Here is a 13,006-nt window from a genome sequence, read left to right as displayed (position 1 = left end):
TTATGAGCTTCATGGAACAAGCGACCGATTGGGTCAACGCCTGGAATGACAAGTACTGGCTGTTCATGATTCTGCTACTCAGCGGTGCAGGCCTGTACTTCTGCTGGCGGACCATTGTGGTGCAGCTCCGGTACATCCCGGAGATGTTCAAGGCAATTACCGAAAAGCCGTCTGACATCTCCGAGGGGGTCAAGGGCATCTCGGCCTTTAAGGCCTTCACAATCTCTGCTGCCTCGCGTGTCGGTACCGGTAACGTCGCAGGTGTGGCGGTGGCAATCACTACGGGTGGGCCAGGTGCCGTGTTTTGGATGTGGCTGCTCGCTGCGATTGGCGGTGCTACCAGCTTCGTGGAGTCGACGCTGGCGCAGCTGTACAAGGTGCGGGATAAGGACTCTTACCGAGGAGGGCCCGCGTACTACATCACCAAGGGGCTGGGAGAGAACTGGCGCTGGATGGCGTCGCTCTTCGTCATCGCTATCACGGTGACCTACGGTTTTGTGTTCAATGCGGTGCAGTCCAACTCAATCACGGCGGCTGTGGCTGAGTCGACTGGTCAGGGAACGCCGATCTTTAAATTCTGCGTCGGCATTGTGCTGGCAATCTTGGCCGGCGTCATCATCTTCGGTGGTGTGCAGCGCATTTCGGCGGTGACGCAAATTGTCGTACCGATCATGGCCGTGGCCTACATCATCCTCGGTCTGATTGTGCTGGCTCTCAATATCACTGAAGTGCCGGGCATGATCAAGCTCATCTTCGAGCACGCCTTCGGTATCCGTGAGATCGCTGGTGCCGCTGTCGGTACCGCCATGATGCAGGGTATTCGCCGTGGTCTGTTCTCCAACGAGGCCGGTATGGGTTCCACACCAAATGCGGCGGCTACGGCGTCGGTGTCGCACCCGGTCAAACAGGGCCTCATCCAGACGATGGGCGTCTACTTCGACACCTGGGTCGTCTGTACTATCACCGCAGTTATCATCCTGTTGTCCGATCCGACCTTCGGCGGCGATGCGGAGGGCACCGCGTTAACTCAGGCTGCGCTGTCGGCGCAGGTGGGTACGTGGGCCATCCACGCGGTCACGGTTATCATCTTCTTCCTCGCGTTCTCCTCGCTGGTGGGTAACTACTACTACGCCGAGGCGAATATCCCGTTCCTGTCAAAGAGCAAGGCTGTCCTGAACACCGTGCGTGTCCTGGTCATCCTGTGCGTGATTGGCGGAGCTGTCGGTTCCGTGCCGCTCGTCTGGTCGCTTGCAGATACTTTCTCCGCACTCATGGCCACCATCAATATCATCGCCATTCTGCCGCTGGGCGGCGTAGCTGTCGCCCTACTAAAGAATTACTCCGAGCAGAAGTCCAAGGGGCTTAATCCGGTATTCCACCGCGATGATCTGCCTAACGTCCGCGGCCACGACAAGATTGAGTGCTGGGACGGTTCCGACCCGATGACAGTGCGTGAGTCCGATGTTGCTTAACGACGTCCGCCTCACCGCGTGGGTACACGGTCGTGTTCAAGGTGTTGGTTTTCGCTGGTACACCCGCGCGACGGCTCTGGAGTTGGGGTTGGTTGGTTACGCCCAGAACTACCCGGATGGTCGGGTGTTAGTTGTTGCTGAAGGGCCACGGGCAGACTGTGAGAGTTTGCTCGCTTGGCTTGAGGGGCCGAATACTCCGGGCGATGTGACGGCAGTGGTGCCGTTATGGCAGGAACCGAAGGGTGCATTGAGCACGTTTGACCGTCGTTAAGCGGGTGCCAACTGCCTTCCTCCCCCCCCCCATGTCGGTGTAGGAATCCGAAAAATTCGAATACGTTCTATCCCTCGCTCTATGTCATTGTTTTTGCGCAGTTGGCGGGGGATTTTTCGTGTCTTGAGGTAGTCGATTGGTGCGTTGTAGAGGTCTCAGAGCGCTAAAAACCTACGCAACCGGGAAAAAGAATACGTAAATACGAAAGGCGAGTGGATTAAGTTAATAACTACCTACTGACAGGCAGGGGAGGCACATATGACGCCTGAAGAAGTAATTGCACAGTCTGGAAACTCAGCGTGGATGCTGATTTCGGCTTCGTTGGTTTTGCTGATGACACCGGCGCTCGCGCTGTTCTATGGCGGCATGTCGCGACAGAAGTCGGTGCTCAACATGATGATGATGATGAGCTTTGGTGCTGTCGGCGTTGTCGGTGCCATTTACGTGCTGTGGGGCTGGTCGATGTCCTACGGATCGCAGTCGATCGGTGGTGTTTTTGCCAACCCATTCGAGTTCTTCGGTCTGCGTAACTCAATCACGGATGGCGACGGCAACTACATTGCGAGTGCGAACGGTTACCCAAACATCATCGACATTGGGTTCCAGCTCACGTTCTGCTCGATTTCTGTAGCGCTGATCTCTGGGGCGCTGGCCGAACGCGTGAAGTTCTCCACCTGGTTGATTTTCGTCGGCTTCTGGACGACGCTGGTGTACTTCCCAATGGCCTTCATGGTCTGGGGCGGTGGCCTGCTGAGCCACTCGGCAGAGGGGCTGTCGGCAAAGCTGTTCGGTACCGCTGACGGTGAAGCATTGATCGCTCCAATTGACTTCGCTGGCGGTACGGTTGTGCACATTGCTGCTGGTACTGCCGCTTTGGTGCTGGCGATTATCGTCGGTAAGCGCAAGTCCATCGATGGCAGCCAGCATCGCCCGCACAATCTGCCACTCGTCATGCTGGGTGCTGCACTGCTGTGGTTCGGCTGGTTCGGCTTCAACGGCGGTTCGGCATTTGCGGCCGACGGTGTCGCTGGTCTGGCATGGCTGAATACGACGGTGGCAGCGTGCGTGGGGATGCTCGGCTGGATTTCACTCGAGCGTATTCGTGATGGGCATCCCACCTCGCTGGGCGCCGCTTCGGGTGTCATCGCAGGGCTTGTGACTATTACTCCGGCCGCAGGAGATATGAACCCAGTGACCTCAATCATTCTGGGCTATATCGGCGGTGCGCTGGGTTGCTGGGGAGTGGGCTTGAAGTACAAATTCAACTTCGATGACACCCTGGATGTGGTTGGTCTGCATCTGGTTGCAGCTATGTGGGGAACGATTGGTGTTGGCCTGCTGGCTAATGATCGCGGACTGCTTACCGGCGGTGGCATCGACGGCCTGAAGTTGTTTGCCATCCAGGTCATTATTGCTGTCGTCGCAGCGGTGTTCTCAGGCGTGCTGACGTACATCATTGCCCGAGTCCTGAAGGCAACCGTCGGTTGGCGTATCCACGGCGAGCAGGAGCATTCTGGTATCGACGTCGCTCAGCACGGTGAGTCGGCCTACGCGTCAACTAAGCAGGCAGTGGTGTAAACAACGCTGTGTAAACAATCTTGTGTAACAGGGTGCGTGCTTGGGGTAATTCAGCTCCAAACCGTAACTACGGGTAAGATATTGCCCCATGTATTTGAAATCGCTGACTCTGAAGGGCTTTAAATCCTTCGCTTCGGCGACGACGATGAAATTCGAGCCCGGCATCTGCGCAGTTGTCGGCCCGAATGGATCTGGTAAGTCGAATGTCGTCGATGCCCTCGCGTGGGTTATGGGTGAGCATTCCGCCAAGACCCTCCGTGGCGGCAAAATGGAAGATGTCATCTTCGCGGGAACCTCCGGGCGAAAGCCTTTGGGGCGCGCGGAGGTCACTCTTACCATCGACAATTCCGATGGGGCACTTCCCATTCAATATAAGGAAGTCTCTGTCACGCGTCGCATGTACCGCGACGGCGCAAGTGAGTACGAAATCAACGGTTCTCGCGTCCGCCTCATGGATGTCCAAGAGCTCCTCAGCGACACCGGCATTGGCCGCGAGATGCACATCATCGTCGGCCAGGGTCGGCTTTCGCAGATTCTGGAATCGCGGCCAGAGGAGCGTCGTGCGTTTATCGAAGAAGCCGCAGGCGTGCTCAAACACCGCCGTCGCAAGGAAAAGGCGCAGCGCAAGCTGCAGTCGATGCAGGCCAATCTCGACCGTCTGCAGGATCTGACAGGTGAGCTTTCCCGTCAGCTCAAACCGCTGAAGCGTCAGGCTGAGGCCGCCTCTCGCGCCCAGACTGTGCAGGCAGACCTGCGCGACGCCAAGTTGCGTTTGGCTGCCGCGGACTTCGTGGATTTGCAGGACAGCCTCAATGACATTGCTGGTCAAGCCAAGCTCATTGAGGAAAAGGTGGAGGCCGCCACGGAGCGAGCCGAGATTGCCGCTGAGCGCACTGCAGAACTCGAAGCCGAACTGGAGGACATCACTCCAGCTGCCGATGCTGCCCGAGATTTGTGGTTTCGTCTCTCCGCACTCGGTGAGCGTATCCAAGCGACGGCCCGCATCGCCGCCGATCGCGCGGCCGACCACTCCGTCGCTCCGTGGGTAGGCCCAGACCCGGACTACCTGGAGCAGAGGGCCGACGACGCCGCCACCGAAGAAGCCACGCTCGCTGAGGCTGAGGCAGAGGCCCGCGAAAAACTGGAGGAAATCCGCGAAACGCTCTTCGACGCCGAGGAGACTTTCCGTGAAGCCGAAGCGGAGCACCTCGCGGCCGTTCGCGCAATCGCCGACCGTCGCGAAGGCGTGGTTCGTCTCATTTCCGCAGAAGAATCTCTGCGCACCCGCTTGGAAGCCGCCGAAGCCGAAGCTGCACGCCTTGCCGAGCAAACCAATGAGGCCGACGAACGCCGTGCCGATGCCACCGAAGCCGTGGAAAACGCCGCGCAGGAACTAGCCGAGGCCGAATTCGAAGGTCCCGAGCTGCAGAGTGCTTATGAACAGGCCAACCGAGAAGCAGAGCTGGCCTCTACACGGTTGACAGAACTCCGCGCTGACGAGCGCGACCTCGAACGCAGTGTCTCAGGTCTGTCCGCCCGCATCGAAGCTCTGGAGACCGCCCGCACCGCCGCTGCCAACGACGGCACCGCGTGGCTACGTGAAAAACACGAACTCGGCGTTCTCTCTGAAGTCATCGATGTCGACGCTGGCTGGGAAAAAGCGCTCACTGCCGCCCTCGGCGCGGCCGCCGAAGCACTGGTCAGCGAGGGCAGTGGAGATTCGCTTATCGACGAGCTTGTGGCCACGGGCAAGGGCAGTGCCGTTGTTATCAATTCTGCGGATGCATCCGACTCTTGGCGCTTGGACATCACTCTGCCCGCACAGGCATCCTGGCTGCTCGATCATGTGACAGTGCCCGCGGAGCTTTCGGGTTCGTTGACCTCTCTGCTCGTTGACGTCGTGGCCTGCGACGACGAGCACGTCGCCCGTGAGCTGGTGACCCAGGATACTCGACTGCGCGTTGTTGACCGCGATGGTGTGCTGCGTGGCTCTGGTTGGGTAGCTGGCGGTGCTGGTGGCACTGCATCAGGTGTGGAAATCGCCGCCGACATTGCTAAGACTCGCGAAGAACTAGCAGAAGCACAGGTGCGTTTGAGTGACCTCGGTGGTGTGCTCTCCGGTGCACAGGCCGAAGAAGAGGACCGCCGCACGGACGCGGCGGCCGCCCGTGCTGCGCTGCGTGAACACCAGAGTCGTATGAAGGTCCTCACGGATGCCCGAACTCGGGCCACAGCGCAGCTGTCCGGCGTGGTGCATGATGCCGAACGCGCTGAGCAGCGCGGAGCCGAAGCCGCGGACCGAGTAACGAAGCTCCAGAAGGAGTTGGCGGTGGTCGCAGACCGCTTAGCTCGCGTTGACCGTGACCCCGAGGAGGGGGAACCGTCGACAAGCGAACGTGACCGTGCCTCGGAGGCGCTGACGGCTGTGCGCGCCATGGAAACAGAGGCGCGTCTGTCGCTGCGTACGGCAGAGGAGCGACTGTCGAGTGTACGAGGCAAGGCCGAGCGGCTCCGTCGCCAGGCTGCATCGGAGCGCGTAGCGAAGGCCCGCCATGAGCAGGCGCAGATGGCGAAGGTTGCCCAGCGCGAATTGGCAGAAGTTGTCGCGGAGCTGGCTGAGGATTTGCATGCGAAGGTCAACGTGTCGTTGGCGCGGGCAGAGGCCGATCGCGACGATGCCGAGGCGCAGAAGAAGACAGTGTCGCAGGCACTATCAGCGGCCCGGACGGAGGCAAATGCGGCGCAACGTGAGCTGGCACAGCTAACGGATTCCGCGCACCAGGGCGACATCGCCCGTGCGCAGGCGCAGGTCCGCGTGACCGAGGCTGCAGAGCGCATCGTCGACCAGTTGGGGCTGTCTGTCGATGACCTGCTCGCGGACTTTGCTCCTGATGAGAACTTCGACCGCGCAGCCGTGACGAAGCAGCTCAAACAGGCGGAGAAGGATCTGCGTGTGCTCGGCCGCGTCAACCCGTTGGCGCTGGAGGAGTATAAGGCGATGGAGGAGCGCTACTCTTTCCTATCCACGCAGCTCGATGATGTCCTCAAGGCCCGCCAGGACCTCACCGATGTTGTCGAGGAAGTCGATGCCACGATCCTGCAGCTCTTCACAGACGCGTGGAACGATGTCGAGGCAGAATTCCCCGCAGTCTTTCAAACGCTTTTCCCGGGCGGCGACGGACGACTGGTTCTCACCGAGCCGGACAACCTGCTCACGACAGGTATCGAGGTTGAAGCCCGCCCGCCGGGCAAAAAGGTTAAGCGGCTGTCGTTGCTCTCCGGCGGCGAGAAGTCGCTGACGGCGCTGGCAATGCTCGTCGCTATTTTCCGCGCGCGCCCGAGTCCCTTTTACGTACTCGACGAGGTGGAAGCCGCGCTTGACGACGTTAACCTGCGTCGCCTTATTGCGCTGCTCGAGGAACTCCGCGCGACCAGTCAGCTGATTGTCATTACGCACCAGAAGCCAACAATGGACGTTGCGAATGTGCTCTACGGCGTGACCATGCGGGGCGATGGTGTGACTCGAGTAATCTCGCAGCGAATGTCACCGGCATCCGCAACTCCGTCGACAGGAGCGGAGTAAGCGCGGAGTAAGTGAGGAAGAGTCGTTGATACTGCATAATGAGAGTTATGACTCCAACTCAGTGGATACTCCTTGTCGTCGCGATTGTCGTTATTATCGCGCTGCTCTTTGTTGTGGGCTATGTCCGCAGGAAGAACCAGCGCATTTCCTTTGCGAAGGAAGATACTAAGGAACTCACCCAGCAGGAGAAGTCTGGAAATTACCAGGCCACTAGTGGTTTTAACTTCGCTCCGGCCGGTGGTGGGACTGATACCCGCGAGAAGCAGCCGGTTGAAAAACCGATGCCGAAACCGGCGGAAAAGCCGATTGAAAAGCAGGCCCCGGAGCCAGAGGAAAAGCAGGCTGATATACCTGCCGATCAGCCGGACGGTTCACTGCTGAAACCAGAAGGTCGACTGGTTATTCCGGATAACCCCACCGAAATGGAGGGGGATTATGACCGCGTAATGCGGGAAATCCCAATCGATTTGCCAACGGCCGGGGAAGAGGAATCAGAGCCCGAGCCGGAACCACAACCAGAGCCCGAAGCAGAGCCTGAGGTAGAGGTAGTTCCTGCTCCTGAACCGGAGCTGGAGCCGGAGCCGACTCCCGAACCAGAACCGACGCCAGAGCCGGAGCCGGAAGCTGCGCCGGAGCCGACGCCAGAGCCAGAAGCAGAACAGCAGATTGACTCCATCGACCCGGCTGAGGGACGTCTGGGCCGCCTGCGCGGTCGTCTGTCACGGTCGCAGAATGCAATTGGCCAGTCTGTGCTCGGCATCTTGGGCGCGGGTGACCTTGATGAGGACGCGTGGGAAGAGGTTGAAGACATCCTGGTTATGGCTGACCTCGGTGCGGCTGCGACGCAGCGTGTCGTCGATAAGCTGCGCGAGCGTATTGCCAGCCAGAAGGTGAGCACGGAAGAGCAAGTGCGCGCCCTGCTGCGTGAGGTGTTGATTGAGGAGTGCAAGCCTGAGATGGACCGCTCCATCCGCGCACTTCCGCACGAGGGCAAGCCCGCAGTGATTCTGGTAGTCGGTGTCAACGGCACAGGTAAGACCACGACGACGGGCAAGCTGGCTCGTGTACTGGTCGCCGGTGGCCACCGTGTTGTTCTCGGCGCAGCGGATACCTTCCGTGCTGCTGCAGCCGACCAGCTGGAGACCTGGGGGCGACGCGTTGGCGCGGAGACCGTTCGCGGCGCTGAAGGCGCCGATCCTGCTTCTATTGCATTTGAGGCAGTTGCTCACGGTATCGAGTCCGGCGCTGATGTGGTGCTCATCGACACCGCCGGCCGCCTGCACACCAAGGTCGGTCTGATGGACCAACTGGACAAGATTAAGCGCGTGGTGGAGAAGAAGGCTCAGGTTGACGAAGTCATCCTGGTTTTGGACGCGACGGTTGGCCAAAATGGTCTACTGCAAGCTCGTACGTTCCGGGATGTAGTAGACATCACCGGCGTTGCCCTGACCAAGCTGGACGGTACCGCGAAGGGCGGCATTGTATTCCAGGTGCAAAACGAGCTCGGTGTGCCGGTGAAGTTGGTTGGCCTTGGTGAAGGTGCTGACCACCTGGCGCCGTTTGAGCCGGAGAGCTTCGTAGACGCACTGCTCGGCGGCCGCAAATAGTAACTAACATCGATGAGTGAATTTTCCATCGATTGGTGAGTACAGCGTCGCCCGTTGCCCCCGGCAAAAATAAAGGCCTCGGAGCCACCGCGTAGATTTCTGTAGAGGATACGCGGGGCTCCGGGGCCTTTAATGTTGAGGTGCTAGGAATCTAGCGGAGAGTTGTGCTAGGAATCCTTAGAATTCTTGCGTGCGAGGCGGGTAGCTGCCACGCCACCGACCAAGAGTGCAAGAGCGGCACCGCCGAGGGCAGTCGCCTGAACACCAGTGACTGCTAGCCCAGTGTTCTTGGTCCCGGTTTTCTTACCGTCATTCTTAGGGTTGTCGGGCTTGTCGCCTGGTTTTTCCTCCCCGGGCTTCTCGTCGTCCCCAGGCTGTTCGTCGCCTGGGTTCTTGTCGTCGCCCGGAGTTTCGTCATCGGAGGTCGGACAGTAGCCGTAGACTCCGGTTGCCGGGTCAATCTTGCTCATATCACGCGGGGAACCGTCGGGGCACGTTGCGGTGTCGTCGACTCCCGGCGGAATTCCGTCATTTTCTGGGGCATCTTCATCAGGCTCCGGAGTTGGGCCGGAATCATCTGAAGTGCCACAAGCACCGTAAGCCCCGGTTGCCGGGTCAATCTTACTCATGTCACGCGGGGAACCGTCGGGACAGGTCTGGGTGTCCTCAACGCCCGGTGGGATGCCATCGTTAGATGAACCTCCTGGATCCGGATTTGCAGCGTCATCTACACACTGGAAAGTACCGCCAACATTTTCAAAATGTTGACCGGCGGGGCATTCCGACGGGGCGGGGTCAGGAATCTGTGCGGTGGCGGCGCCAACGCCGATGAGCATGCCGGCTGAAGCGGCAGCGGCCACCATGGTCGAAGAGAGCTTCTTCATTTGGAAACCTCACAATGTCTATAGGAAAGCCCTGCAATCAAAGGACTTAAGGGGGAACACTGTTCACACTTTTGATTCTAATAACTAATTACAGTCTTTGGTGGTATGGGTTTGGGAAGGGGGGGTAAAGAGAAATTGTTGACTTGTCCAAACCCCAGTAAGGGGAAGTGGGAACTTATATTTACAACGCTGAGTGTGTACACCCGTTGTGGGTAGGGCGTTTATAGAACCAGTCACTGTCGACTCGGTAGGGGGCTTTTCTGTCTTCGCTAGCGAAGCGTGGTACCTGATTGTGTCGGGTGGTGAAAGGTGGATGGGGCGTAGAGGTTCGGTAAAAAATCGGTGCCTGTGAGGTTTTATGCTTCGGGCTATAGGAGCTATGACTTTTCGGAGGTATGGCGCACAAAAATGCTCCCGATGCTAAATAGGCATCAGGAGCATTTTATGTTTCGTTACCGGGGTAGAACCCCAAGCTTCTTAGCGGTTCTTGCGGGCGATGCGGGTAGCGGCGACACCGCCGACAAGGAGAACCAGAGCGGCTCCGCCCAGGGTGGTGGCGTCAACGCCGGTGGCTGCCAGGCCAGTGCTCTGAGTCGAAGAAGCCTTCTTGGACTCCGAGGTATTCTGCTCAGACTTCTTGGAGTCCGAAACCTTCTTTACATTCTCGGAAGAGGTCGTCTTCTTGGACTCGGAAGCCTTCTTCTCGGCCTTTTCCTTGGCCTTCTTCTCTTCCTTCGTGCACTTGTTTTCGTTCTTGCACTCAGCAGAGATCTTGATGTCAACGTTTACCTTGACATCCTTGCCGTCCTTGCCCGGCTTACCGTCCTTGCCTGGCTTACCGTCCTTACCGTCCTTGCCGTCCTTGCCCGGCTTACCGTCCTTGCCGTCCTTGCCTGGCTTCTCGGTGTCCGGCTTGTCCGTGCCTGGTTTGTCAGTGTCCGGCTTCGCCTCGTCCTTGACGCAGACACCGAAGACGTTCGGGTTGCCTGGGACTGGCTTGCTCATGTCGAAGTGCTCGCCCTCCGGGCACTGCTTATCAGAAATGCCTGGGTTTCCCAGGTCGCCCGGCTGGGACTCATTGTCGCCCGGTGTTTCGGGCTTAGGAGCTTCCTGGTCCGCGACGCACTGGAAGGTTCCGCCGACGTTCTCAAAGTGCTGCCCGTCTGGGCACTTGTCCGGCATTGGGGCCGGAATTCCGTCAGTGGAATCCTGCTCAGGCTGGTCTGCGACGCACTGGAAGGTGCCTCCGACGTTTTCAAAGTGCTGGCCGGCGGGGCACTCGGTCGGCATTGAGTCCGGAATCTGTGCAGTAGCGGTGCCTGCGCTTGCAATCATGCTGGCGGAGAAGGCAGCGGCGGCGATAGCCGTGGTGAACTTCTTCATGAAAACCTCTCAAGGAGTCAAACGGTCAGAGACCAATGAATATGATTTCGCCGTTCATCCCTCATCGTGCACGGCGGAAAATAAAACCAGGCCAACTGCGGTTAACTAGGTTCATGATTAACCATAAACTGGTTGATTTATGAACGGTATTGGAGGTAGTTATAGGAATAACATCAGGTGCGCAGTGGCGTGCTTTGACCTGCTGCAATGCCGCCGGTTTGCTATTTGGCTTACACCATTCCGGGGGAGGTTCTTACTAAGGGTGGCCTTAGCAAAAGCTAGCCACTGGCGTTATCTGTCTGTTACCTAGCTGGTGGTAACTGGGTTGGATAAACGTTCTTTATGCAGTAGGACATTCATATCTGGAGGCTCGTTTAATTGTCACGTTAAAATAACGAACAGTAATCTAACGTCCTTGAGAATAAAAGAGCTTCGTCCTATTGCTATTTTTTACTTCCTATTGGTTACACCCGAATCGGGGCATTTAGGGTGGGTGGGCTGCAATCGTTGTCGATAGGCGAAGCTGTAGATATGTGCCAAATGGAGTATCCAGCGGGTACGGTAGAACAGTTAAGAAAAAACAAGGCAAAAGGGGAGCTGGAAACTTGTTTGAGTCTCTTTCCGATCGTTTGACGGGTGCCCTGCGGGGGCTGGGCGGGAAGGGCCGCCTGACTGAGGCGGATATTAACGCCACCGCCCGCGAGATTCGGCTGGCTCTTCTGGAAGCCGATGTCTCCCTCGAGGTTGTCCGTACCTTCATCAAGCGCATCAAGGAACGCGCTAACGAAATTATTGGCAGCCAGACTGTCAACCCGGCAAACCAGATTATTGAGGTCGTCAATGAGGAACTGATTAACATCCTCGGTGGCGAGACTCGACGGCTGAATATGTCGAAGCAGCCACCAACAGTTATCATGCTGGCCGGTCTGCAGGGCGCTGGTAAGACCACCTTGGCCGGTAAATTGGCCAGGTACCTCACGGATCAGGGGCACACCCCGGTCCTCGTCGCCTGTGACCTGCAGCGTCCAGGTGCGGTGCAGCAGCTGGAAATTGTCGCTGAGCGTGCAGGCGTGCCGTGCTTCGCACCGTTCCCGGGCACCAGCCTCGATTCCACCCATGAAATGGGCACCAGCGAGGACAACCCAGTTGACGCCGCGTTCCGTGGCCTCGCTTATGCTCGCCAGCATCGCCACGATGTGGTGATTATCGATACCGCAGGTCGCCTGGGTATCGATGAGGTTCTGATGAAGCAGGCTCGCGACATTCGCGATGCCATCAACCCGCATGAAGTTCTGTTTGTCATCGACTCCATGATTGGTCAGGATGCGGTAGAGACCGCCAAGGCCTTCCGAGACGGCGTTGACTTCACCGGCGTTGTACTGACCAAGCTCGATGGCGACGCGCGCGGTGGCGCTGCACTGTCTATCCGTGAGGTCACCGGTAAGCCGATTCTGTTCGCCTCCACGGGCGAGAAGTTGGAGGACTTTGACGTCTTCCACCCAGACCGTATGGCCAGCCGCATCCTGGGCATGGGTGACCTGAAGACGTTGGTTGAGGTCGCTTCCAAGGAAATCGATCATGAGCAGGCTGCCAAGTCCGCCCAGAAGATTGGTTCCGGCGAGCTGACTCTCGAGGACTTCCTCGAGCAGATGATGATGGTCCGCAAGATGGGCCCAATCGGCAACATCCTCAAGATGCTCCCCGGCGGCGCGGAAATGTCCAAGGCCGCGGAAATGGTCGACGAAAAGCAGCTTGACCGCATCGAGGCGATTATCCGCGGTATGACTCCGGAAGAGCGCGAGAATCCGAAGATTTTGAATGCTTCACGACGTCGTCGTATCGCCAACGGTTCCGGTGTGTCCGTTTCAGAGGTTAACCAGCTCATCGAGCGTTTCAATGAGGCGCGGAAGATGATGGCGCAGATGGCCGGCCGATTTGGTATGGGCGGTGGTCGCCCATCGAACCGCAAGGCCAAGCGTGGTCGAAAGGGCAAGGGCAAGAATAAGCGCAAGGGCGCTAACCGTGGTCCAACGCCGCCGAAGGCAATGCGCGGTGGCGGAATGCCCGGTATGCCTGGAATGCCAGGTATGCAGGGCATGCCGGGTATGCCTAGCATGGCTGAACTGCAGAAGCTGCAGAAGCAGATGGGTAATCAGCTGCCAGAAGGTATGGAGGACTTTGACCTCAACAATCTCGACTTCGGACAGGGCAAGAAGTAGCGGGGACTA

At 58.4% G+C, this 13,006-nt stretch carries 8 protein-coding genes; 6 read left to right on the top strand and 2 right to left on the bottom strand.

The genetic code is table 11. The features are described 5' to 3' along the window. The first annotated feature begins 11 nt into the window (after nucleotides 1-11). The 5 genes from HMPREF2562_RS03905 to ftsY all read left to right on the top strand — a co-directional run bounded on the left by HMPREF2562_RS03905 (nucleotide 12) and on the right by ftsY (nucleotide 8,511). Nucleotides 12-1,472 carry an alanine/glycine:cation symporter family protein gene (locus tag HMPREF2562_RS03905; RefSeq protein WP_049171612.1) on the top strand — a complete coding sequence of 487 codons (1,461 nt, stop codon included), beginning with the start codon at nucleotides 12-14 and terminating at the stop codon, nucleotides 1,470-1,472. Continuing rightward, nucleotides 1,462-1,743, top strand: coding sequence for an acylphosphatase (locus tag HMPREF2562_RS03900; RefSeq protein WP_049171546.1), 282 nt, complete (start codon nucleotides 1,462-1,464; stop codon nucleotides 1,741-1,743). The genes HMPREF2562_RS03905 and HMPREF2562_RS03900 overlap by 11 nt, the downstream gene beginning before the upstream one ends. Before the next feature lie 258 nt (nucleotides 1,744-2,001). After that, entirely contained in the window at nucleotides 2,002-3,321 is a 1,320-nt protein-coding gene (locus HMPREF2562_RS03895; RefSeq protein ID WP_070439639.1) for an ammonium transporter, read from the top strand. A gap of 88 nt (nucleotides 3,322-3,409) precedes the next feature. Next, the gene (gene smc, locus HMPREF2562_RS03890; RefSeq protein ID WP_070549648.1) at nucleotides 3,410-6,904 is read left to right on the top strand and encodes a chromosome segregation protein SMC; all 3,495 of its coding nucleotides are present in this window, start codon (nucleotides 3,410-3,412) and stop codon (nucleotides 6,902-6,904) included. Nucleotides 6,905-6,951: 47 nt separating this feature from the next. Beyond that, complete coding sequence (ftsY, locus tag HMPREF2562_RS03885; protein ID WP_049171536.1) at nucleotides 6,952-8,511, top strand: signal recognition particle-docking protein FtsY; 1,560 nt, start codon at nucleotides 6,952-6,954, stop codon at nucleotides 8,509-8,511. Between the two features lie 167 nt (nucleotides 8,512-8,678). On the opposite strand, the gene HMPREF2562_RS03880 is transcribed toward ftsY, so the two are convergent. Continuing rightward, a complete protein-coding gene (locus HMPREF2562_RS03880; RefSeq protein WP_070549647.1) occupies nucleotides 8,679-9,395 on the bottom strand; it encodes an intestinal mucin in 717 nt (238 codons plus the stop codon). Nucleotides 9,396-9,872: 477 nt separating this feature from the next. Next, a complete protein-coding gene (locus tag HMPREF2562_RS03875; RefSeq protein ID WP_070549646.1) occupies nucleotides 9,873-10,778 on the bottom strand; it encodes a hypothetical protein in 906 nt (301 codons plus the stop codon). 605 nt (nucleotides 10,779-11,383) lie between these two features. Here HMPREF2562_RS03875 and ffh point away from each other — a divergent pair. Next, nucleotides 11,384-12,997 carry a signal recognition particle protein gene (ffh, locus tag HMPREF2562_RS03870; protein ID WP_048735500.1) on the top strand — a complete coding sequence of 538 codons (1,614 nt, stop codon included), beginning with the start codon at nucleotides 11,384-11,386 and terminating at the stop codon, nucleotides 12,995-12,997. The last annotated feature ends 9 nt before the right edge of the window (nucleotides 12,998-13,006 follow it).

The organism is Corynebacterium sp. HMSC077G07 (assembly GCF_001809225.1).
In the GTDB taxonomy this organism is placed as follows: Bacteria; Actinomycetota; Actinomycetes; order Mycobacteriales; family Mycobacteriaceae; genus Corynebacterium; species Corynebacterium jeikeium_D.
Note: the sequence above shows the minus strand (reverse complement) of the source record. Positions and strands in the feature narration are given on the sequence as shown.

Excerpts from the sequence above, each read along its gene's own strand:
- HMPREF2562_RS03905 (WP_049171612.1), top strand. The coding sequence starts at position 12 with ATGGAACAAGCGACCGATTGGGTCAACGCCTGGAATGACAAGTACTGG.
- HMPREF2562_RS03900 (WP_049171546.1), top strand. The coding sequence starts at position 1,462 with ATGTTGCTTAACGACGTCCGCCTCACCGCGTGGGTACACGGTCGTGTT.
- HMPREF2562_RS03895 (WP_070439639.1), top strand. The coding sequence starts at position 2,002 with ATGACGCCTGAAGAAGTAATTGCACAGTCTGGAAACTCAGCGTGGATG.
- smc (WP_070549648.1), top strand. The coding sequence starts at position 3,410 with ATGTATTTGAAATCGCTGACTCTGAAGGGCTTTAAATCCTTCGCTTCG.
- ftsY (WP_049171536.1), top strand. The coding sequence starts at position 6,952 with ATGACTCCAACTCAGTGGATACTCCTTGTCGTCGCGATTGTCGTTATT.
- HMPREF2562_RS03880 (WP_070549647.1), bottom strand. The coding sequence starts at position 9,395 with ATGAAGAAGCTCTCTTCGACCATGGTGGCCGCTGCCGCTTCAGCCGGC.
- HMPREF2562_RS03875 (WP_070549646.1), bottom strand. The coding sequence starts at position 10,778 with ATGAAGAAGTTCACCACGGCTATCGCCGCCGCTGCCTTCTCCGCCAGC.